This window comes from Mucilaginibacter limnophilus, assembly GCF_004005815.1.
GTDB classification, from domain to species: domain Bacteria; phylum Bacteroidota; class Bacteroidia; order Sphingobacteriales; family Sphingobacteriaceae; genus Mucilaginibacter; species Mucilaginibacter limnophilus.
Genome location: NZ_SACK01000009.1, coordinates 143,532 through 166,349 on the forward strand (window position 1 = coordinate 143,532; position 22,818 = coordinate 166,349).

The window sequence follows — 22,818 nt, forward strand, 5'->3', positions numbered from 1 at the left end:
GATAAATTTTTAAATGAGTGTTACCTGTATAACTGGTATATTTTTAATCTTAGAAATCTGTTTACAGCGAAGTATGTACTTATGCCTGAAATGAATATTCCGATGCCTATTACGCCGAGGAACACCAGTCCGAACTCGGTATAGCTTTGCAGTACCACAAGGTCGGGTATCTGCATTTGCGCAAAGTACAGTGTCGCCATCAGGATGATGATAGCAATTAAAGCGCCCAGCAGTCCGTGCCAAATACCATAAGTGATGAACGGCTTGCGTATAAAAGATTTGGTAGCGCCTACCAGTTGCATTGATTTTATCAGGAACCTTTGCGAATAAATAGCCAGCCTGATGGTATTATTGATTAATGCTACCGAAACCACCACCCAGATGCCGCCGAATGCCAATATGATCAGGCTGATCCTAGTAATGTTATTATTCATGTCAGACACTAACGACTGCTGATATTTAACCTCTTTCACCATCGGGTTTTTAAGTAGCTGTGCCTTGAATTTTTCAATATCGGCATTGTTTGCATAATCGGCTTTCAGGTAAACATCCAGCGATTGCGAAAGCGGGTTATAACCCAGGAATTTCACAAAGTCTTCGCCAAGATCTTTTTGCAGGTTACGTGCAGCAAGCTCTTTACTAACGTACTGGGTTTGCTTAACCATTATGTTTGCTTCAAGCTGTTTTTGCAGTTCCAGCACGTCAGGTTCGTGAGCAGCTTCATCAACAAACACGTTCAAAACGATGTTCTCCCGCACGTAGCGCGATATCTTATTGGCATGTACCAGCAGCAGGCCAAGCAACCCTATCATTAATAGAACCATGGCCAGTCCGAATACGGTAGATATGTATATCGACTTGGTTTTTTTCGCCTCTGCGCTTACTTCAATTTCTTCCATGTACTGTTGTATAATGTTCGCCGCAGCTATGACTTATGCACAGCCCTGCTTGCGAAGTTAACAAACCCGCTATAAAGGTAAAAGTTTATATGTTATTTAAATAACGCTGTGCGTTATGCTTTCGCCTGTTTAACAAAAATTAACTTAAGCAGCGAAGTTTATGACGATAAACAATAGCCCTGCATGGCTGTTTACTAATTATGACAAAGCCAGCAAACAACCCTGAGAAACCGTCACCATCAGATACACCAACCGACCGCCCCGCAGACAACGGCGGCGAAAGCAAGGTGCGTAACGAAGACCGCCTGTATGATGCCGATGAACCGCATGGCGGCGATATTGCCAAAGTGCACGAGAATGACGAGCAGCCGGTTAATCCAATAAAAACGCCTCCTGCTCAAAAGGGCATGGACAAAGGTAAAGTTCAGCCCGACTAACTTACCGCGCTATACCCGACGAGTTCAGCTGCAGATCATATAGTTTGCGGTAATATCCATCATCAATTTTAAGCAGTTGCTGGTGCGTGCCCGATTCTTTGATCTCACCATGATCAAGCACGATGATATTATCTGCATTTTGTATGGTTGACAAGCGGTGAGCAATAACGATGGCCGTGCGCCCCTGCATCAGTTTCTGAATGGCATTTTGTATCAGTTGCTCGGTTTCGGTATCAACTGATGATGTAGCCTCATCAAGCACTAAAATTGTCGGGTTATATACCAGCGCCCGTATAAAAGAGATTAGTTGCGCTTGTCCTGCTGAAAGTGTTGCACCGCGTTCCATCACGTTATAATCATATCCACCGGGCAGGCGTTCAATAAATTCGTGTGCGCCTACTTCTTTTGCTGCGGCAATAACCTGCTCACGGGTAATCGCGGGGTTGTTCAGGCTGATATTGTTGCCAATGGTATCGCTGAAAAGGAATACGTCCTGTATAACCGTGGCTATGCGGCTGCGCAGGTAGTCAACATCATAATCGTGAATATCATGCCCGTCAACTTTTACGCTGCCTTTGCCAATCTGGTAAAAGCGGTTCAGTATATTTATGGTTGATGATTTACCCGCACCTGTTGCACCCACCAGTGCCAGCGTTTTGCCAGGCTCAACATGGAAGTTGATGTCTTTCAAGACCCAGTTCTCATCATTATAAGCAAACCAAACATGTTCGAAACGGATGTCGCCTTTTAAGATAGCCGGCTTTAGGGTACCCTTGTTTTCGGCCACTTCATCGGTATCCAGAACCTTAAAAATCCTGTCGGCGCCTACCATGCCCATTTGTAGGGTGTTAAACTTATCGGCAAGCTGCCTCACCGGCCTGAAAAGCAAGTTCAGCAAAAAGATAAAGCTTGATATTTTACCAATGGTAAGGCGTTTTTCAGGGTCGCTGATGCTTAAGGTATCGCCTAAAATACGCTCACAGCCATACCACACAAGCAAGCCCATGCATATGGCGAATAAAATTTCAATAACAGGAAAGAATATTGAGTACGACCAGTTGCTGCGGATATTGGCGTCGCGGTGCTTTTTGTTTACCGCGTTAAACTTGCGGAACTCCTGCTCTTCACGGGCGAAGTATTTGATAACGCTCATGCCCGAAATATGCTCCTGTAGAAAAGTGTTCAGGTGCGCTACCTGTGTACGCACATCCTGGAAAGCTGATTTTATTGCCCGCTGAAAAATTGACGTTGACATTAGCAGTAAAGGCATCGGTATCAGTGTGATAAGCGCCAGCCGCCAGTCGAGCCAAAGCATATAGCCGATGATAGACAGCAATAGCAGCATATCGCCCATGATAGAAATCAAGCCTTCGGCAAAGATATCAGCGATGGTTTCCAGGTCAGACACCGTACGGGTGATCAGCACACCTATCGGTGTACGGTCAAAATACTTTAACCGCAGGCTGGTGACATGGTTAAATACATCTATACGCAGGTCGCGTATTACGGACTGGCCTAAAACGCTGGTCAAATACGTTTGATAATACTGCGCTACAGTTTGTAAGGCAAGCTGCCCAAGCATCAGGCTAACCATAATTATCAGCCCGTTATAATTGCCGGGAATGATATAATCATCAAGCGTTTTTTCAATTAGTACTGGCTGCACCAGCGCTATCACAGCCAAAAATATGGTCAGGAATACAGAAATAGCAAACGTTACCTTAAAAGGTTTAACGTAGTGCATTACCCTGCCCAGCAGTTTCCAATCAAGCGCTTTTCCGGTTACTTCTGCCATATTGTTATTTCGAATTTCGAAAATTCAATTTCGAATTTGTCTTTTCCTTTATTAATTGTTAGCTGATTTAGTATGCTTCTCATTCGCATTTTCAAAATTCGAAATTGGATTTCCGAAATTCAAAATCTCATATTTCACCTCCGTTAAATATAACCCGCATGCCGGTACAGATGTTCCGGCGTTGCTGCGGTTTTTACTGTTTATAATATCCCTGACGGCTTCGGGTGGTATCTCGCGACGACCGACCTGTATCAGCGTACCTACAATGGCGCGTACCATATTACGCAAAAACCTGTCGGCCGAAATATGAAATACCATGCTGTCGTTTGTTTCCAACCATTCGGCACGGCTTATTTTGCAATTATTGGTTTTTACCTGCGTGTTCGATTTACTGAAACAGCTAAAGTCGGTATATTCTTTAATAATTGCTGCCGCCTCGTTCATTAAACCGGTATCGGGCCTGTTGCGCAGCAGCCACGAGTAGGTGTGTTTGAAAGGATCTTTTTGAAAATGTATGTGATATTCATAACTGCGCAACGTAGCGTCAAACCGCGCATGCGCGTCATTATCTACCGCAAAAATACGTTTAACGGCAATATCATGCGGAAGCAGGGCGTTGATACCCCGGCAGTCCATGGTCAATGGTCCATAGTCCATGGCCTGTATATCAAAATGCGCGAAAAATTCTTTTGCATGTACTCCGGTATCGGTACGGCCGCAGCCGGTGGTTTCAACCTGTTGGCGCAAAATGGTTGATAGCGCCTTGTTGAGCAATTGCTGTACGGTTACAGCGTTAGGCTGTATCTGCCAGCCATGATAGTTGGTACCATCATAGGCAAGCTCAATAAAATAGCGCTGCGTTATTTTCACTACACAAAGGTAAAAACACTTACGAAAGGCCTGTTAATTGCTAAATCATTTTTACAAAATGCAAAAACATGTTTGTACATATATACAATAAATGAAATAAAATAAACCATTTTGTTGTTTTGCAGATAGTTATTATATTAATGTCAGTAAGGCAGTTATAATTGCACTGCACTACTGTGTTGATTTTCAACAGCCACCTTATCTTTCAATTGTTTTATATTTAGTTAAGGTGGCAAGTATTTGTATCTATCATGCAAACCTTAGCCGAAAAACCAGCTGCTGCTACAGCTGATTGTACCAACCTGATTAATGCCGATACCAACAAGAATGAGGAAGTTTCGCTGCTAAACCAATTTACTGAAGACAGCCTTGCTATTGCTATAACTGAAGATGCCGGGCATAAAAACAACCTGAGCGGCGCGTTAAGCTTTTTACCCCCAAAACAAAAAAATGCCCGGGCCGAAGCCGAAAGCATACTGGCATATTATGAAACTGATGACCTGTTTCAATACGACGACGCAATGCATGCGCATGCCGTTTGTTTACTGCGCCAGCGTATTGAGCAGTTTAATAATCACGAAGATTTTGAAGATAGTACTCCCTCTTATTACCAACAAATATTAATTGTATGGCTGCTTGCCGCACTTCTTCCTGCCTATTTAGTATTATTATTTGTGGGGGTTGTTGAATTTTACAGTACTGCCACTTTGTGTTTTACCGGAGTTTATCTTGCACTTACAGGTTTACTTATCGCACTTAACATCGAAAGGTAAAGCAGGTTATACGTTATCCTTTTAATATGACGCTTGCTGATTACCCGAAAAGAAAATGATTAGTAACGCTATCACAGCCAGTGCAGCCAAAACCGCAAGAATGATCTTAATAGCGCTGTACGGACGCTGGCCTATTACTTCGCCGGTACAGGCGTTAACTGTAAACTGGTAAATTTTGTTATTGTATTTATATGAGCTAACCCAAACCGGCAGCATAACATACTTTACACCAAGATTATTATGTTGTGTTGACGTACTGTCTATACGCTGTTCGTCGCCACCGATGTCACTACGCACCTCGTCTTCAATTTGAGGCTGAATAAGTTTTTCAGCAACCCCAAGTCCCTCTTGTACGGTAACCTGGAAGTTTTCCGACCTGAATCCGCTTAAATAACGTTCGTCGAAATTTGTCAGCTGGTTAAAGTCCCACGGACCAAGTTTTATCATAGTATCCTGCGGTAACGATTGGCTTGATGGTACAGTAACGTTTTCAAAATTACAGTACACCGTGCCTGAGGTATCGTACCAGCGTGTGTGGCGTACACGCCGGGTGCGGGTTTCTGTTTTTCCGTTTACTGTTTCAGTATATGTTTCGGTAGTATAGTAATATTCGCCGCGTTGCCCTGTGTAGCGTGTGGTAGTATCGGTATCATAAAGCCAGTAAGGCATATATACCCCCTGTAATGGTGAAGAGGCGTTACTGTTTACTTTTTCGGTAAGATCATTTGGCGCAAACCATAAGCCTTTCATCCATTTTTTGAAAAAATCATTTGCGCCATCGCAAGTAATCATAAATGGTAATATATAATGCGGGCGAAGTATGGTTTGATTAACCGTAAGCTCAATTACCAGCGGCGAGGCGCAAAAAGGGCATTTGCCGGCAGTAACATTTTTATCAAAAACAGTTTGCGAGCCACAGCTTTTACAATTAACTACCTGCGCATTTTTGGTGTCCTGATATGGCTGAACCTCCGAAATAAACTTGTCATAAGCAATAGCCTCAACCACAGCGGGTGTTGTGTCAATCTCGTTTACTTCTCCGCAATAATCGCATTTTAAATTCCGGGTACCGGGCTCAAAATGTAGTATAGCGCCGCAGTTTTTACATTTCAGCTGGTCGCTTACAGCGGCCGGTTTTGTTTCCATACTTATTGCGGTAGCGGTGGAGGAGTATTGTCAGTAAACAATGCTGCAAGTTCAGTGAATGAACCGGCAGCAGACCACTCGGCCATGCCCTTTTTCCAGGCCATGCTGGCGGCTGATATTTTACCTTCGCTTGCCAATTGACTAACCTGCGACGTACTAAAAGGACCTTCCTGTTTGCCATTAATGGCAACAAAATATTGTACAGAAGTTGATAAAGGCGGCGGCGTATCAGCAAAGCTGTTTACATTATTAGGTTTAAACAGGTCGCCTACCTGCCCCATCATTGCAGCGCCAACACCCAGCCCCATACCGGCAGCGCCTAAGTTACCGCCGATACTGTTCTCGGCAGATTTTTCGATGGCGTTAGCTGCCTGGTATTGTGCAAATGCGCCCAGGTTACCCAATATGCCCATGCTGGTGCGCTTGTCAAGCGCCTCTTCCACTTCGGGCGGTAATGATATGTTTTCAACCAGCACCGTGGTAAGGCTTAAGCCATATAAATCAAAATCGGGCTGTATGCTCACTTTTATGAGGTTACCAACTTCATCATAATTAGCGGCCAGATCTAATATTCCGATTTTTGAAGCCGCAACAGCATCCATACCGCGTGATACAATGGTATTGCGCAGTTGCTCGTTTATCTCATCAACAGTATAAACCGGATTGGTTGCCGATACTTCTTTCAAAAAAACCGCGGCATCTTTCACCTTAAAGGCAAACGAGCCAAATGCACGTAACCGTACCGGGCCAAATTCGGCATCCCGCAGCATCACCGGGTTTTTGGTGCCCCATTTTTGATTAGTAAACAGGCGTGTGCTTACAAAATATACATCAACTTTAAATGGACTTTCAAAACCATATTTCCATCCTTGCAGGGTGGTAAGTATGGGCATGTTTTGGGTGGTAAGCTCATACATGCCTGGCTGAAATATGTCGGCTATTTTGCCTTCGTTGATAAATACTGCCACTTGCGATTCACGCACGGTAAGCTTGGCGCCCATTTTGATGGCGTTGTCCTGCCGGGGAAACTTCCAGATCAAGGTGTCATTGGTGGTGTCAACCCACTCGATAATATCAATCAGTTCGTTAAGCAGCCTGCTAAAAAGTCCCATATTTATGAAGTAATTTTTTATAAATATGGATGATATTTTTTATTCTGGCAATAGACTAAAATGCTTAAGCAGAGTTTTTACTCAGCTTTTCTATCGCTTTATTTGCTGCATTATCGGCTTGGTTAAGTTTGTATTTAAGCCACCGGCCGTTAAATAACCGCCTCATGGTGTTGTCAATGCGCCGGGTAATAACAATGTTGCGAAAACCACGCAGGCGTTCCATAGGGCTTTCGTTCAGCATGCGCAAACTTACTGAGTAGCCTTCGGTAACGTATTTAATGTAATGCCAGTAACCTGAAGGAATATATAGCGTTTCGCCGGGCTGCAGGTCACATTCCCAGCCTTTAAGATATTTAAGGGCAGGGTAACGTTCGTCGGCGGGGTTATTTAAGTTGGCTACCCCATGAAAGTTATATGGAAGTTTGTATAGCAACGGAGTTTGTTCCTGCGAGAAAAGCAGCACACGTTTTACACCCTTAAACTGGGTTAGAAATATATGCGACATGTCAATATCATAATGATACCGCACACTTGAGCCTTCGCCGCCAAAAAACATAAATGGTAACCATGATACTATTTTTCCGCCTGTAGGGTCGTTATAAACCAGGTCTTTTTTCAGTTCAGGTTCTATCTTCAGCAGATTGAAAAGGAAAAGCCTTAGTTCAGACGGAGCAGACGAGATCATATCCAGGTACTCGCCAAAAGTCGCTTTTTGTACCGGCGGACTGGTAGCATGGTCATTAAAAGCATCTTCACGGCCATACAAATTAACTTTGTGATGGCCCGCAACTTTCTTAAAGTAATCGTAATCCCACTTGGTTAACGCCGCGCTACCCTTTACAAAATTTCTAAGTATTACCGGTTCTTTTTGCTGAAGATGCAACTTTTGAAAATTATCATTGCTTATCTCCTCAACACGCTCGATAGGTTTTAATAGCATGCACCAAATTTAGGCAACCGGCTGAAACTGGTCAAGTGACGAATTCCTTCTCACCATACGCTCAAGCGCGTCAATAAATGTCGGCGAATCGTTCAAGCTTTCTACCAGCTGCACTTCTTCACCCCCCAGGTGGCGGAACTCAGCACCGTACTCTTCAGTAACCTCATAAACGGTTTCCAGGCAGTCGGCAACAAAGGCAGGGCAAAATACCAGCAGGCGTTTTTTGCCTTCTTTGGCCAGTTGTGCTATAACTTCGCTGGTGTATGGCTGTACCCATGGGTCGCTGCCCAGGCGTGACTGGAAGCAAACAGTATATTTTTCTTTAGGGATGTTCAGCTCAGCAGCTATCAGCTTTGCGGTATGATATGATTGTGCCGAATAGCAGAATTTATTTTTATCGTTGATAGTTTGGCAGCAATCGTTCACTTTTAAACACCAGCTATGGGTATGGTCGGCCTTAATCAATTGTCGCTGCGGCAAGCCGTGAAAGCTGAACAGTATATGATCATAGCTACCCGGATTGTATTTTAACGCATTATCGGCAAAGGTTTTTATCATCAAATCGTCATCATAAAATGAGTTGATAAAGCTAACAGGCGGCGGGGTTGGCCATTCTTTCATCAGGCGCATAACTTTCTCGTAAACCGAACCGGTGCTTGCTGATGCGTACTGCGGAAACATCGGAATAACCAAAATACTTTCAACCAACGCATTCTTCAGATTGTCTAAAGCCGATTCGATTGACGGGTTCTGGTAACGCATGGCCAGCTCAACCATATAGCCATCGCCAAGGCGCTGCTGCAAGGCATCGCGCTGTAAAATGCTGTAATGCTTCAAAGGCGAACCGGTGGTATCGCTCCAAATCTCTTTATACAATTTAGCCGATTTTGGCGCCCTGAATGGCACTATCACCGCCTTAACCAAAAAGGTACGCAAAGCAGGGTTTACATCTATAACGCGTGGATCCATCAAAAACTCATCCAGGTAACGGCGCACATCAGCAGTTGAAGGAGTGTCGGGCGTACCCAAATTTACAAGCAGAATTCCCTTTTTGGCCATAATATATTTTGAGGCTCCAAAAATAGCAAAAAGCCGCCTAACCCCCTAAACAGGAAATATTTATTGCAGAAGGATGAGGGTTGGTGAGTAGATAAGTAGTTTACTAAGTTGAGTGGTGTTATAAGGTTGTCATGCGGAACTTGCTTCAGCATCAATCCAACGAATATCCTAGGAGATCCCGAAACAAGTTCGGGATGACACAACTACTTGCTAATTGGCGGCTCTGTCTTCCACAACCTCCACCACGGCGTACCCGGCGAATCATGGTGCTCATAATGGTACCCAAAAAAGTAACAGCTGAAAAACGCCAATATATGATTACGCTTTTGGCTGCGCGACTGGTGCAGGTTATCATGTTCGCCCTTGTGCGGCAAATAGGTGCCGAAGTAAAACAGCTGCAAAGTGCTTAACAGCGATGGCGTAACCCAAAACAACAGCAGGTTTTGTTGCGGTATCCAAATCTTCAGAATATTAAACGCGGCTGCCATGATGATGATTTGCCAGATGGAAAGGTAATTCCGCATAAAGCTGAAATACCAGGCTATAAAGTTCCCGTGATGGTAATCAGGATCATCATTGGTATGCACATGGCGGTGATGCTTGTGATGTTGTTTATTTAAATAAGGGAACCAGAATGCCGCATATAAAAACGTGCAAGCATAGCCTACGGCATTGTTAAGTATTTTACTGGGCGATACAGTGCCATGCATAGCATCGTGCGCGGTGATAAATAGCCCGGTGTACAGGTGCATCTGCAATAAAATAAACAAGTACAGTAACGGATTGCTGAAATTAACCTGCCATTGCATTAACGACACAATGCAAGCCGCCCAACTGCCTAAAACAAGCAAGGCTACAAAGAAACCGGTATGTGAGGGCTGTTTGTGCATGAATATGCTATTACAGCAAATAGTATGCTTAAAATTGTTCCAGTGCCGTTTTCACATCCTGCATTAGCCACATGGGCGTTGAGGTAGCGCCGGCTATGCCAACAGTATCTCCCGGCGAGAACAGGGTTTTATCCAGTTCGTCAACCGCCGAAATGAAGTAGGTGTACGGGTTATGTTTTTTACATACCTCGTACAGCACCTTGCCGTTTGATGATTTCCTGCCCGATACAAAAACGATCTTATTAAAACGGATGGCAAACTTTGGCAGGTCTTTATCCCGGTTTGATACCTGGCGACAGATGGTATCGTTAGCCTTTACGTCGTAACCACGGCTTTGCAACTCATCCTTTATAGCATAAAACTTGTCCATGCTTTTTGTGGTTTGGCTGTACAATGTAAAGTTGGCCGGCAGTTCAACATTATCCAGTTCGGCGATATCCTGAAAAACCAGCGCTTCGTTATTGGTTTGCCCTTCCAAGCCGATCACCTCGGCATGGCCATGTTTACCAAAAATCAATATCTTCTCGCTGTTGTCGTATGATGTTTTAATGCGGTTCTGCAGCTTCAGCACTACCGGGCACGACGCGTCGATAAGCGTAATATTGTTTTCTAACGCAGTTCGGTAAGTTTCGGGCGCTTCGCCGTGCGCGCGTATCAGCACCTTTTCGTTATGCAGATCTTTTAGCTGGGTATGATCGATGATGCGCAAGCCTTTGCCTTTCAGGCGGGCAACTTCCTCGTCGTTGTGCACAATATCACCAAGGCAATAGAGGTAGCCATCTTCGTCAAGTATTTCTTCAGCCATATCAATGGCGAATACCACACCGAAGCAAAAGCCCGAATCCTGATCTATTGTTACCTGTAAATTATACTCTCCCATGCCTTTACAAATTTACGCCAAAAACATCATAATATTATACATACCTCAGGGCAATGAAAAATATGAACTGCGTAATCAAAAAAACTACCGCTACACCGCTTTGTTTTTTAAACCTGAACAGTTCAAAAATTAACAGAAGTACCAAACTAAGCCCGAACCAGCACACATAATTATACATCGGGATGATGTTATTTTTCCAGTTCCAGTAATCAAACTTAATTGCAACAGGCTCAATCAGCCAATCGAGGGCGGTGAGCAATGCAGCGCCAATAAGCACTCGCAAAACGATATACTTTAAGCCGGATAAACGCATGGTAACCCCGGCCGAATAGATCATTAAAAACCACAATAACCCCATCAAAAGCGGTACCCCTGCAGCTTTGATTCCTAATGTACTGCCATAGCTGTAAGTACCAAAAAGCAAACCGGTAGCTGTACCAACCAGTTCGGTTATAAAGCCGGCTAAAGCGGTGATAATAAAAAAATAAAGAAATTTTTTGCTCAGCCGGTTGTGGCTTTTTACCACTAATACTGTCATCAATAGTAAATGGAAGGGCACTAATACTAAAAAAAAAGGCCTTGTTTTTATAAGGGTAAAGCCAACTATGCCAACCGCATGAAATAAAAGGATCAGGGTAACCAGCCACTTACCAGTACGTGGTGGGGCATATTGTTTTTTGACAGCCGGATAAGTTATACTTTTCTGCCTTTCCATGTTGTAGTACGGGTTAAGTATTGCTGTATAGCCAAAAAAGCTATGCAGGTAAGGCTGATCATTTGCAGGGGGTGGAGCAGCACATTAAGCCAGGCGTTTTGCCCGGCAGATAAAGATACCATAATGCGCGTTAAAACAATCAACCCCACCATAAAAAATATCAGCGGCAGGTTAAGTGTGGTAATAATGAGCAAAGGGCCACCTATTACTATAATGATGTAGGTTAAAAAGCCTAACACGCTGTAATTGAATATCGCCAGAAAGTTTTTACTGAAGCCGTTTAATGCCTCAAAAAAACCCGTGTACATGCGGCAATATATCATGCCGTTGGCCAGCAGGCTTTCGCCCCGGTAGCGGCCGGCCTTCACTTTTTTCATCACCTCTACGTCTTCAACCACCTTATCACGGACGGCTTGGTGCCATTGTTCTTTGTGATAAACTTCGGCATCAAAAAACATGAACTGACCGCTTGCGGCAGCTACTGCATAGTGTTTAGCCAAATAAATGAGGCGGATAGGCAGCAGGTTAAGCAAAAGCAGGTGCATTAATGGTACTACCAGGTTTTCACCAAAAGTCAGCATTTGCTGGTTGGTGAACAAACTCAATAAAGCCAGTCTGCGGAGTTGCATGCGGTGTACAGCGCTGTTGATCAGGCCATGCTCAATGGTTTCATCAGCATCTAAAAACAACAGGTAACGGCCCCTGGCATGTTTTGCAAGCTGGTGGCAGGCGTAATTTTTACCAAGCCATCCATCAGGCAGTTCGGCGCCTTTTATTACTTTAAACTTATGATGAGTGGCAGCGTAATTTGCGCAAAGCTGATAAGTGCCATCTGTCGAGCCGTCGTCAAGAATGATCACTTCATAATCTTCATATTCCTGTGCGGTTATAGATTGTAGCAGATCCAATATATTTTTTTCTTCGTTACGTGCGGGTATGAGTATCGAAACAAGATCGTGCTGGCGGGTACCTATGCGGGGAAGCTTGGGGTTTGAAATAAAGTTGAACAACGTAACCGTAAAACGCAGTATCAGGAAAAAGAAGGTAACCGTTATGGCGATGATCACTATATACTTATTTGGGTTTGTTGTTGTTTTGCCTCACTGTAATGCTGCGCATACGCGGCCGAAAGCTCATCGAGCGTTGCAAAGTTACTGTTGTTGTTTTGTAGATAAACGTTAATACCGGGCTTTTTGTGTCCGAAGTTTTCGATAAAAGTAGCGGCAAATACAACCTGCGTATTTTTACCCGCTTTTTCGATAACCCGTTGTATTCCTTTTTCAAAGTAAACTTCATCAACAAAGTTCGAATACAGCTTTCCCTGCGGAAATATCAGCACCAGATTGTCGGGATTTTTCAACAGGTCTGCCGCATAATTAAGTGAAGCCAGCATATCCCTGGAGTTTTTGCTGATTGAAAATGCCCCAAGGTATTTAAAGAAGAAAACTTTGCGCACAGTTTCTTCCAATATCATAATGTGAAAGCGTTTTTTAAATATCTTTTGATTTAAATAATAAAGCACAAAGCCGTCCCACCAGCTGAAGTGATTAGCCAGCAGTAAAACCGACCTGCGGTTGTCAACCTTAACCTGGTTAAAATTAAACGAGCTGAAATTACCATCAACAAGCTTTATAATGTACCAGTGAAAAAACCATTCGATAAGCTTGTTTTTGCGGGTAGTTATCATCTTTTATTTATCCGGCGAAATATATAGTTTTATATCTATGCAAAACCAAACCTTTATCTACAGCAAAAAAGCAGTAATTGTTTATCTGCTTTATCTGTCGTTAGTTACCTTGATGCTGGTTATATACCTAATTGAATCTAAAAATAATGGTTTTTGGGTTTCTTTAAATGCCCTGCTCCTTATAATAATCATTATTGTATTCCTTAATAATTTAAAGTTTATTAAGACTGGTTTGAAAGGAGAAGTAGCATTAAAAATTAACGATACATTTATCCGCGACAATACCTACAAGCGGTTTATATATTGGAAAGATATCAATAATATCTATCTATACGATTCAGGAGTAATATCTTTTCACATGAAACAAAACCAAAAACCACAATCAGTTTGGGACTACCCTGTGTATTATTATAATAAACTGTTTTATGGTAGCAATGTAGTGCTTAATACCGCCTTAATTAAAGGTAAAGGTACCGAAATATATAATGATATTATTTCAGGCCTAAATAATAGGCTAAGCATTGATGTGAGCTAATATCATTTCTGTTGCTCCCTTCTGACGCTCCACATATTCTGCCGCGTTTTGGCTTGCTAAGGCGTAAAACGTTTCATCATTTATCAGCTTACCGGCTACAGTTTCCAGTTCGTTTTCATTATTTATGCTGAAACCTGCATGCAGGGGAATGAGGTCTTTAGCTTCTTTAAACCGTGAATAATTCGGTCCGAAGATTACCGGCAGTCCGAAGGCCGCGGCCTCAAGTGTATTGTGGATGCCTACGCCAAAACCGCCGCCTATATAACTGATATGGCCGTACTGATACAATGACGACAGCATGCCGATATTATCAATGATGAGCACATTATACTCGTCTAAAACCGTACTCTCTACGATATGCGAATAGCGCAATACCTGGTGTACCTGCAACGAAGCGGCAAGTTCAGCAACGCGTGCTTCTTCAACCTCATGAGGGGCAAAGATGAACTTATATGAAGGATGCTTGGTTATTAAATGAGCAAGCAACTGCTCGTCGGCGGGCCAGGTGCTGCCGCAAATAAATACCTTACTGTCGCCGGCAAAGGCGGCAATCTCCAACAGCGGCTTCGGGTTTTGCGCGTTTGCCCACACCCTGTCAAAGCGGGTATCACCGCTCACTGTGGCATTATTTATGCCGATACCCTGCAGCAGCCTTTTCGAGTTGTCGTCCTGCAGAAAAAAGTGGCTCACAAAGCCTAAAATCCTGCGATGCAGGCCGCCATACCATTTAAAGAAAACCTGCTCAGGACGAAAAATTCCGGAGATGATATACAGCGGAATTTGCCTTTTATGCAGATTGTGAAAAAAATGGTACCAATACTCATATTTTGTGAAAATTGCCATATTCGGCTGCACACTTTCAATAAATCTGCGGGCGTTGGCATCAGTATCTAAAGGCAGGTAATATACCGCGTCGGCAAGGTGAGTGTTCTTCCTGATTTCGTACCCTGAAGGAGAAAAAAAAGTGATCACAATTTTGCGTCCGGGATGCTTTTCTTTAAGTTTTTCAAGCACAGGGCGGCCCTGTTCAAATTCGCCAAGTGATGCAAAGTGAAACCAAATACTACCCGGATAACGTACAAACGATTGTGCCTTCCGGCCGTTTATCCACTGCTTTGCCTTCTTGTTAAAAAACGAGGCAATAAACAACAGTGAATAATATGAACGGACGCCAATGTTGTATAGTAAAATCATTTTTAGTGAACGAATTGTTATATTCGTCGGGGGATAAAAATAACAACTATAAATCAAATAAGCGGTTTTACCGTTTGTAAGGCTTACCAGCAATCACTATTAAAAACAACCACATATGTCAAGAAAGAGGATACTGATCACCGGAGCCGCGGGCTTCTTAGGGTCGCACCTGTGCGATAGGTTTATTAAAGAAGATTACCATGTTATCGCTATGGATAATTTGATAACAGGCGATCTCCGGAACATTCAGCACCTGTTTAAGCTGGAAAATTTTGAGTTTTACCACCACGACGTATCAAGTTTCGTGTTTGTGCCCGGCGAATTGCACTACATTCTGCACTTTGCATCACCGGCAAGCCCTATCGATTACCTGAAAATTCCTATACAAACATTAAAAGTAGGCTCATTGGGTACGCATAACCTGCTTGGCCTTGCCAAAGCAAAAGGTGCACGCATGCTTATTGCGTCAACATCTGAAGTATATGGCGACCCGAACATCAACCCTCAGCCGGAAGAGTACTGGGGTAATGTTAACCCGGTTGGCCCGCGTGGTGTATATGACGAAGCCAAACGTTTCCAGGAAGCCATGACCATGGCTTACCATACCTTCCACGGTTTGGAAACCCGCATTGTACGTATCTTTAATACATACGGCCCGCGTATGCGACTGAACGACGGCCGTGTACTACCGGCTTTCATTGGCCAGGCTTTGCGCGGCGAATCACTTACCATGTTTGGTGATGGCTCACAAACCCGTTCATTCTGTTACGTTGACGATTTAATTGAAGGTATCTATCGCCTGTTGTTCAGCGACTATGCGCAGCCGGTAAACATCGGTAACCCTGACGAGATCACCATCCGCGAGTTTGGTGAAGAGATCATTAAGTTAACCGGTACTAATCAGCAACTGATCAGCCTGCCATTGCCGGTTGATGATCCGAAGCAGCGTCGTCCGGATATCACCAAAGCAAGAGAAATATTAGGCTGGGAGCCGAAGGTATCGCGCAGCGAAGGTTTAAAGATCACTTACGAATACTTCAAATCGTTGCCCGAGCACGAAATTCAGCATAAAGACTTTTCAAACTATAACAAATAAAATCTCATGGCAAAAATTCTGGTAACAGGCGGCATGGGTTATATCGGTTCGCATACGGTTGTTGAACTGGTAAACTCGGGTTACGAACCTGTTATTGTTGACGATCTGTCTAACTCACATCCTAAAATTTTAGAGCAGCTTACCAAGATCATCGGATACAAACCGATATTTCACCAGGTTGACCTTTGTGATGAAAAAGCAGTAGCAAACCTGGTAGCAACTGAAAATGATATCGCCGGTATTATACACTTTGCGGCCTTTAAAGCAGTGGGTGAGTCGGTACAACATCCGCTGAAATATTACCGCAACAACTTTTATTCGCTTATCAATTTGCTTAACGGATATTATGGCAAATCGGTAAACTTTGTGTTTTCATCAAGCTGCACTGTTTATGGCCAGCCGGAACAATTGCCTGTTACTGAGGATGCGCCGGTACAGCCTGCGCAATCGCCTTACGGCAACACCAAACAGGTTGCCGAAGAGATCCTCAAAGACATGGTAGCCTCGGGCAGCAATTATAAAGTGATATCCCTGCGTTACTTTAACCCGGTAGGCGCGCACGAATCGGCATTGATTGGTGAACTGCCTATCGGCGTTCCGCAAAATCTGGTGCCTTTTATTACGCAAACCGCTATAGGCAAACGTGAAAAGATAACTGTTTTCGGTGATACCTATAACACACCTGACGGCAGCTGCATCCGTGATTATATACACGTTGTTGATCTGGCTAAAGCACACGTATCGGCATTAAAACTTGCCGAAAAGGACAGCTTTACAGGGTACGATGTATTTAACCTGGGTACAGGCAAAGGCAGTTCAGTGCTTGAGGTAATAGCAGCTTTTGAGCAAACCACCGGTGTAAAACTGAACTATCAGATTGGTCCGCCACGCCCGGGTGACGTAGAGCAGGTTTGGGGTGATGTTACAAAATCATCAGAAAAACTGGGCTGGAAAACCGAACTTGGCCTTGATGTAATGATGTCATCAGCCTGGGAATGGGAAAAATATATTAACCAGAATCCCTTGTAAGAACAATAAAAAACAAAAGTCCCTGTATGATGAATACAGGGACTTTTGTTTTTTATTGTTTAGTTGTTATCCTATTCATAACGTAGCGCTTCTACCGGATCAAGCCGGGCAGCTTTTTTTGCAGGATAGTAACCGGATATCATACCTATAAGCGTACACAATACTATTGCCACAATAAGCCATACCCATGGTACAGCAAAAGAGCCTTCCATAGCCAGGATAACAAGGTTGCCAATGCCGATGCCAAGCACAATGCCGCCGGCGCCGCCAATCAGGCATATTACAATAGCTTCAATTAAAAACTGCTTACGGATAACAGCGGGTGTGGCGCCAATGGATTTACGCAGGCCTATTTCACGCGTACGTTCGGTTACCGAAACCAGCATGATGTTCATTAAACCAATGGCCGCACCAATTAATGTTATAATACCGATCACCATACCGCCTACGCTAAGTCCGCCTATCTGGCTGTCAAGTTGCTTTTGTATTGAATCGCTTCTGAATATTTCAAAGTTTTCAGGCTGTGCAACGTTTAGTCCGCGAATGTTTCTGAACAGCGCGGTTGCTTCATCAACCGTAGCGGTCACTGCTTCCGGCTGGTTAACTGTAACCACAATGTTAAAGGTAGGCTTGCTGTTATTAATAATTTGCTTTGCCTTGAACACCGGGATCAAACATACCTTATCGCCGCCAAACTGTGAGCCCGAACCTTTTGATGCCAGTACACCAATCACCCTAAACTTATCATCACCAATAAACATCGACTTGTTTACGGCGTCTTTATCTTTAAAAAGATTTTCCTTGATCTCTTCACCAATTATTACCACGTTATCGCCGCTTTCAAGTTCACTCGAAGAAAAATTACGACCGGCCGCAAGCTTGTACCCACCGGTTAGCAGGTAATTTTCGTTGGTGCCTTTCACCGTAATGTTCGGGTTGGTTTTTTCGTTACCGTATTTGGCTATGGCGTTTCCGGTAACATCCAGGTTTATGGAAATGGAAACTGGTAGTTTAAAGTTTTTTCTGAATTGTACAGCCTGATCGTAACTGATAGGCGGGTATTGTTTCATCTGCCCGCCGGGGCCGAAGTTCAGGTTAACACCCATGTTTTGTATGGTGAATGAGTTGGCGCCAAGTCCTGCAAAAGCATCGTTGGTTTTTTGCTTGATACCTTCAATGGCTGTTTGTATGCCTATAAGCGCCATTATACCTATGGAGATTATAAGCGCGGTAAGCACAGTGCGCAGTTTGTTACCGCCTATTGATTGCAGGGCAATGGATATGTTTTCGCGAAGGGTGGTTTTTACCGCCATATGGGTATTTAATGCTGTTAAGACAAGAGCATGGCTGCCTTTGTTACATCAAAAATAAATAATATGAGTGGCAATGGGTTTAAATAAAAAAAGCAGCCCGTAAGCTGCTTTCGTATTTTTGTAAGGAAGTGTCTCTTTTAAACTGAGAACGAACTGCCGCAGCCGCAAGTGCTTGCTGCGTTAGGGTTGTTAAATGTAAAACCACGCGCGTTAAGGCCGTCCTGAAAATCTATTTGCATACCTGCAAGGTACATGCCGTGCGCCCTGTGCATAAATACCCTTATGCCATCAATATTGTATTCATGGTCGCCGTCTTTTTTCTGGTCAAAGCCAAGCACATAGTTCATGCCTGAGCAGCCGCCACCTTCAACGCCTACCCGTAAACCAAAATCATCGCCAATTTCCTGCTGATCTTTCAATTTAAATAGTTCCCTTACAGCACCCGGTGTAAAGCTAACCGGAGCGGTTTCAACAGCTATACTCATGTTATTTTTAATTATCTACACAAATATACTATAAATTGCAGATTTTTGTTGGCAACGGCCTGTTTATGACCCGGCCTTAACATTTCAACTAACCTATGGTATTGCCGCCTATTATTGTCAGCATTTTAACATATACGCTTTCGGGCGCAGGTGTGGTTTGGGTAGCTTATTATTTGTTTAAGCCTTACTTAGACACATACAAAGCATCAGCGGAAGGGAATTATAAAGTCGACCTGCAAAGCCAGGCGCTGCCGTTAAAGCTGCAGGCTTATGAGCGCCTGGTGCTTTTTATCGAGCGGATAAATCCCGTTAACATGCTGGTGAGGCTTAACGCGCCAACGTTTTCGGCTGCCGAGCTGCAGCACCTTATTATGGCCGAGATACGTAACGAATATCAGCACAACGTTACACAACAGCTGTATGTAAGCGCCCGTGCATGGGATGTAGCGAAAAAAATAAAGGATGATACCTTATCGGTGATAAATGGCGCCGCGCAGGCGCTGCCTGTAAACGCAACCGGTACCGAACTGGCTAAAACTATACTTACTGCGCTTAGCACTATGGATACCGACCCATACGGAATTGGCATAACGCTGATTAAAAAAGACCTCGAAAACCTGTTGTAATATGGCCGGCAAGAAATTCACAACTACTTCGGGCATCGAGATAAAAGAAGTTTACACCCGACCTTCGGGAATGGATGAGCTTCCGGGTGAATTTCCATATACGCGCGGCATACAAAAGGATATGTACCGCGGCAAGCCGTGGACGATGCGCCAATATGCAGGCTTTTCAACCGCCGAGGAATCAAACAAGCGATACCATTATTTATTAAGTCAGGGCACTATGGGCCTTTCGGTGGCGTTCGACCTGCCCACGCAGATAGGTTATGACAGCGACCATGAACTGGCCGAAGGTGAGGTAGGCAAGGTGGGGGTAGCCATCGACTCGTTGCAGGACATGGAGATATTGTTCGACGGTATCAAACTGCAGGATATCACCACGTCAATGACCATCAATGCCACTGCCTCGATATTGCTGGCTATGTATATCGCCCTGGCAAAAAAGCAGGGCGAGGATCTTGCAAAGATATCGGGTACCATACAAAACGATATATTAAAGGAATATGCTGCACGGGGTACCTATATATATCCTCCTGCACCTTCTATGCGGCTTATAACAGATGTATTTGAGTACTGCAGCAAAGAGGTGCCTAAATGGAATACCATTTCCATATCAGGTTATCATATCCGCGAAGCGGGCTCAACAGCAGTACAAGAGCTGGCATTTACACTGGCCAACGGCAAAACGTACCTGAAAGCCGCTATTGAAAAAGGGCTTGATATAGATGTGTTCGCCAAAAGGTTGTCGTTCTTTTTTAACTGCCATAATAACTTTTTTGAAGAGGTAGCAAAGTTCAGGGCGGCACGGCGCATGTGGGCGAACATTACAAAAGAACTTGGCGCTACCGATGTCTCGGCGCAAAAGCTGCGTTTCCATGCGCAAACCGGCGGTTCAACCTTAACCGCGCAGCAGCCCTTAAATAATATAGTACGTGTAAGTATGCAGGCGCTTGCCGCGGTGCTGGGCGGGACTCAATCGTTACACACCAACGGTTATGACGAAGCCCTGTCACTGCCTACAGAAAGCGCAGCCAAGATAGCCTTGCGTACACAACAGATTATCGCGTTTGAAAGCGGTGTTACTGATACGGTTGACCCGCTGGCCGGATCATACTTTGTAGAAGCGCTAACAGATGAAATAGAAGCCGCCGCCTATACCTATATAGATAAGATAGACGCAATGGGCGGATCGGTAAAGGCTATAGAGCAGGACTACATGCAACAGGAGATAGCTCGGTCAGCATACTTATACCAGAATGAGGTAGAGACCGGTGAACGGATAGTAGTAGGGGTGAATAAGCTAACCGAGCAGGATGAAATTAAAGCACCGGTTTTCAGGGTGGATGACACCATCAGGCAAAAGCAAACCGAAAAGCTGAGATCTTTGAAAGCGCAACGTGATAATACCACCGTAAAACAGTGCCTGCAGCACCTTGAAACCGCCGCGCGTGGTACTGATAACCTGATGCCTTTGATTATAGAGGCTGTTGAAAACTACGCCACTCTGGGTGAAATTGCTGACACTCTGCGACATGTATTTGGCGAATATTAAATTGTAAAATTTTCTAAACCTTCCCCGGTAGTTTCCGTTAATCAAGGGCTGCGACAAACACGTTTCAACACATATTTGAAGGCTTGTTTTAAGCCGAAATTTTTTTAAAAATTAGGCCAAATAATGAGTTCTAATTAAATAAATTTCCTTTTCGTGCTCGCCTAAAATATAGATGTTGAACTTGAATTTTGCAAAAAATCAGCGTTAATTTTAGGAAAATTTATTTTTTCAAAAAGTTCATTTTTAATTTTTTAATCAGCTTTTTTTTTGAATATTCGATGTTCCGTAGCTGCCTCATCGGAAGTGTTGTATGGGGTTTGTAAATCAATATTTTACCGAATCTATATATGGAAAAAACTTGTACGAACGTTTGGAATAGCTGCCTTCAGATAATAAAGGATAACATACCGGCTCAAAGTTTTAAAACCTGGTTTGAACCAATCAAGGCTTTAAGAATAGAGGGTAGCGTTCTGACCATACAAGTTCCGAGCTTATTTTTCTACGAGTGGCTGGAGGAGCATTATGTTGGCCTGCTGCGCAAAACCATAAAAAAGCAGTTGGGTGATGAAGGCCGCCTGGAGTATAACATCGTTGTTGAGCAATCATCATCGAATAAGCCTTATACTACCAATATGCCGTCGACCGGTAATGGAGCCGAAGGTAAAAACCAGTCAATGCCGGTGCCTATCGCTATTAATAAGGATATTAAAAATCCCTTTGTTATCCCGGGTCTTAAAAAACTGAACGTTGATCCGCAGCTAAACCGCAATTACACTTTTGAAAATTTTGTAGAAGGTGATTGTAATCGCCTTGCCCGTTCTGCAGGCTATGCCGTAGCCGCTAAACCGGGTGGCACCTCATTTAACCCGCTGATGTTATACGGAGGCGTTGGCTTAGGTAAAACCCACCTGGCACACGCCATTGGTAATGAGATAAAAAAGACCTTACCAGACAAGCTGGTTCTGTACGTATCGTGCGAGAAATTTACCCAGCAGTTTGTTGATGCGCTGAAGCATAATAACATTAACGATTTCGTGAATTTTTACCAGGCCATTGATGTGCTGATTATGGATGATGTGCACAACTTTGCCGGTAAAGAAAAAACACAGGATTTCTTCTTTCACATATTTAACCACCTGCACCAGTCGGGCAAACAGCTGATCATTACATCAGACAAAGCGCCTAAAGACCTTGCAGGTTTGGAAGAGCGCTTGCTTTCGAGATTCAAATGGGGCCTGTCTGCCGATTTGCAGGTGCCTGATCTGGAAACCCGTATGGCAATCCTGAAAAATAAGATCTATCAGGATGGCATAGAACTCTCAAACGAAGTTGTTGAGTATGTAGCGCACAATATTGATAACAATGTACGTGAGCTTGAAGGCGCGATGGTATCATTACTGGCGCAGTCGACACTTAACCGTAAGGATATCGACCTGAACCTGGCCAAGCAGATGCTGAAAAACTTTGTAAAGAATTCCACCAAAGAAATTTCAATGGAATATATACAAAGCCTGGTTTGCGAATATTTTGAAGTACCTATCGAGATGGTAAAATCGCAAACCCGTAAGCGTGAAATTGTACAGGCACGTCAGATATCTATGTACCTGGCTAAGGCGCATACTAAAAGCTCGCTGAAATCAATAGGTCATTTCTTTGGCGGCCGCGACCACTCGACAGTGATCTATGCATGCCAAACCGTTGAAGACCTTATTGATACCGATAAGAAGTTTAAAGGCTATGTAGCTGATATTCAAAAGAAACTAAAAATGAGCTAATGCTTATTCTAAC

The 22,818-nt window shown here is 43.7% G+C and carries 23 protein-coding genes; 8 read left to right on the plus strand and 15 right to left on the minus strand.

Features of this window, described 5'->3' with window-relative positions:
* Nucleotides 1–20: 20 nt before the first annotated feature.
* On the minus strand, nt 21–899 hold the full coding sequence (locus EOD41_RS17925) for a cell division protein FtsX (protein WP_127707505.1): 879 nt from the start codon (nt 897–899) through the stop codon (nt 21–23).
* Between the two features lie 200 nt (nt 900–1,099).
* On the opposite strand from EOD41_RS17925, the gene EOD41_RS17930 reads away from it, so the two are divergent.
* Nucleotides 1,100–1,336, plus strand: a complete 237-nt coding sequence (locus tag EOD41_RS17930; RefSeq protein ID WP_127707507.1) for a hypothetical protein — start codon at nt 1,100–1,102, stop codon at nt 1,334–1,336.
* 1 nt (nt 1,337) lies between these two features.
* On the opposite strand, the gene EOD41_RS17935 is transcribed toward EOD41_RS17930, so the two are convergent.
* Together EOD41_RS17935 and truA are read right to left on the minus strand one after the other, a co-directional pair.
* A complete protein-coding gene (locus EOD41_RS17935; protein WP_127707509.1) occupies nt 1,338–3,131 on the minus strand; it encodes an ABC transporter ATP-binding protein in 1,794 nt (597 codons plus the stop codon).
* Between the two features lie 51 nt (nt 3,132–3,182).
* Nucleotides 3,183–4,001, minus strand: coding sequence for a tRNA pseudouridine(38-40) synthase TruA (gene truA / locus EOD41_RS17940; RefSeq protein ID WP_127707511.1), 819 nt, complete (start codon nt 3,999–4,001; stop codon nt 3,183–3,185).
* Between the two features lie 251 nt (nt 4,002–4,252).
* Here truA and EOD41_RS17945 point away from each other — a divergent pair, with 251 nt between their 5' ends.
* Complete coding sequence (locus tag EOD41_RS17945; RefSeq protein ID WP_127707512.1) at nt 4,253–4,774, plus strand: hypothetical protein; 522 nt, start codon at nt 4,253–4,255, stop codon at nt 4,772–4,774.
* Between the two features lie 21 nt (nt 4,775–4,795).
* On the opposite strand, the gene EOD41_RS17950 is transcribed toward EOD41_RS17945, so the two are convergent.
* The 9 genes from EOD41_RS17950 to EOD41_RS17990 all read right to left on the minus strand — a co-directional run bounded on the left by EOD41_RS17950 (nt 4,796) and on the right by EOD41_RS17990 (nt 13,203).
* Nucleotides 4,796–5,920, minus strand: a complete 1,125-nt coding sequence (locus EOD41_RS17950; protein ID WP_127707514.1) for a zinc finger domain-containing protein — start codon at nt 5,918–5,920, stop codon at nt 4,796–4,798.
* Between the two features lie 2 nt (nt 5,921–5,922).
* Nucleotides 5,923–7,032 carry an SPFH domain-containing protein gene (locus tag EOD41_RS17955; RefSeq protein ID WP_127707516.1) on the minus strand — a complete coding sequence of 370 codons (1,110 nt, stop codon included), beginning with the start codon at nt 7,030–7,032 and terminating at the stop codon, nt 5,923–5,925.
* A gap of 64 nt (nt 7,033–7,096) precedes the next feature.
* The gene (locus EOD41_RS17960) at nt 7,097–7,972 is read right to left on the minus strand and encodes a cupin-like domain-containing protein (RefSeq protein WP_127707518.1); all 876 of its coding nucleotides are present in this window, start codon (nt 7,970–7,972) and stop codon (nt 7,097–7,099) included.
* Nucleotides 7,973–7,981: 9 nt separating this feature from the next.
* On the minus strand, nt 7,982–9,031 hold the full coding sequence (gene hemH / locus EOD41_RS17965; protein ID WP_127707520.1) for a ferrochelatase: 1,050 nt from the start codon (nt 9,029–9,031) through the stop codon (nt 7,982–7,984).
* Between the two features lie 203 nt (nt 9,032–9,234).
* On the minus strand, nt 9,235–9,921 hold the full coding sequence (locus EOD41_RS17970; protein WP_127707522.1) for a fatty acid desaturase: 687 nt from the start codon (nt 9,919–9,921) through the stop codon (nt 9,235–9,237).
* Nucleotides 9,922–9,949: 28 nt separating this feature from the next.
* A complete protein-coding gene (locus EOD41_RS17975) occupies nt 9,950–10,801 on the minus strand; it encodes a 4-hydroxy-3-methylbut-2-enyl diphosphate reductase (RefSeq protein WP_127707524.1) in 852 nt (283 codons plus the stop codon).
* Nucleotides 10,802–10,835: 34 nt separating this feature from the next.
* Entirely contained in the window at nt 10,836–11,516 is a 681-nt protein-coding gene (locus EOD41_RS17980) for a carotenoid biosynthesis protein (RefSeq protein ID WP_127707526.1), read from the minus strand.
* A complete protein-coding gene (locus tag EOD41_RS17985) occupies nt 11,495–12,583 on the minus strand; it encodes a glycosyltransferase (protein WP_127707528.1) in 1,089 nt (362 codons plus the stop codon). The genes EOD41_RS17980 and EOD41_RS17985 overlap by 22 nt, the downstream gene beginning before the upstream one ends.
* The gene (locus EOD41_RS17990) at nt 12,583–13,203 is read right to left on the minus strand and encodes a lysophospholipid acyltransferase family protein (RefSeq protein WP_127707530.1); all 621 of its coding nucleotides are present in this window, start codon (nt 13,201–13,203) and stop codon (nt 12,583–12,585) included. The genes EOD41_RS17985 and EOD41_RS17990 overlap by 1 nt, the downstream gene beginning before the upstream one ends.
* 37 nt (nt 13,204–13,240) lie before the next feature.
* Here EOD41_RS17990 and EOD41_RS17995 point away from each other — a divergent pair, with 37 nt between their 5' ends.
* Entirely contained in the window at nt 13,241–13,738 is a 498-nt protein-coding gene (locus EOD41_RS17995; RefSeq protein WP_127707532.1) for a hypothetical protein, read from the plus strand.
* Here EOD41_RS17995 and EOD41_RS18000 read toward each other — a convergent pair.
* A complete protein-coding gene (locus tag EOD41_RS18000; protein WP_127707534.1) occupies nt 13,718–14,932 on the minus strand; it encodes a 3-deoxy-D-manno-octulosonic acid transferase in 1,215 nt (404 codons plus the stop codon). The genes EOD41_RS17995 and EOD41_RS18000 overlap by 21 nt on opposite strands.
* A 115-nt stretch (nt 14,933–15,047) precedes the next feature.
* Here EOD41_RS18000 and EOD41_RS18005 point away from each other — a divergent pair, with 115 nt between their 5' ends.
* Complete coding sequence (locus EOD41_RS18005; protein WP_127707536.1) at nt 15,048–16,028, plus strand: UDP-glucuronic acid decarboxylase family protein; 981 nt, start codon at nt 15,048–15,050, stop codon at nt 16,026–16,028.
* A 6-nt stretch (nt 16,029–16,034) separates the two neighbouring features.
* Nucleotides 16,035–17,057: a UDP-glucose 4-epimerase GalE gene (galE, locus tag EOD41_RS18010; protein ID WP_127707538.1), complete on the plus strand. Its 1,023-nt coding sequence runs from the start codon at nt 16,035–16,037 to the stop codon at nt 17,055–17,057.
* A gap of 71 nt (nt 17,058–17,128) precedes the next feature.
* On the opposite strand, the gene EOD41_RS18015 is transcribed toward galE, so the two are convergent.
* Together EOD41_RS18015 and EOD41_RS18020 are read right to left on the minus strand one after the other, a co-directional pair.
* Nucleotides 17,129–18,370 carry an ABC transporter permease gene (locus EOD41_RS18015; protein WP_127707540.1) on the minus strand — a complete coding sequence of 414 codons (1,242 nt, stop codon included), beginning with the start codon at nt 18,368–18,370 and terminating at the stop codon, nt 17,129–17,131.
* Between the two features lie 137 nt (nt 18,371–18,507).
* Nucleotides 18,508–18,855: a HesB/IscA family protein gene (locus tag EOD41_RS18020; protein WP_127707542.1), complete on the minus strand. Its 348-nt coding sequence runs from the start codon at nt 18,853–18,855 to the stop codon at nt 18,508–18,510.
* A gap of 95 nt (nt 18,856–18,950) precedes the next feature.
* Here EOD41_RS18020 and EOD41_RS18025 point away from each other — a divergent pair, with 95 nt between their 5' ends.
* The 3 genes from EOD41_RS18025 to dnaA all read left to right on the plus strand — a co-directional run bounded on the left by EOD41_RS18025 (nt 18,951) and on the right by dnaA (nt 22,805).
* The gene (locus EOD41_RS18025; protein ID WP_127707544.1) at nt 18,951–19,481 is read left to right on the plus strand and encodes a DUF7935 family protein; all 531 of its coding nucleotides are present in this window, start codon (nt 18,951–18,953) and stop codon (nt 19,479–19,481) included.
* A gap of 1 nt (nt 19,482) precedes the next feature.
* Nucleotides 19,483–21,030 (plus strand): acyl-CoA mutase large subunit family protein, encoded by a 1,548-nt coding sequence (locus tag EOD41_RS18030; RefSeq protein ID WP_127707546.1) that lies wholly within the window; start codon nt 19,483–19,485, stop codon nt 21,028–21,030.
* A 347-nt stretch (nt 21,031–21,377) separates the two neighbouring features.
* Nucleotides 21,378–22,805, plus strand: a complete 1,428-nt coding sequence (gene dnaA / locus EOD41_RS18035) for a chromosomal replication initiator protein DnaA (protein WP_127707548.1) — start codon at nt 21,378–21,380, stop codon at nt 22,803–22,805.
* Nucleotides 22,806–22,818 lie beyond the last annotated feature (13 nt).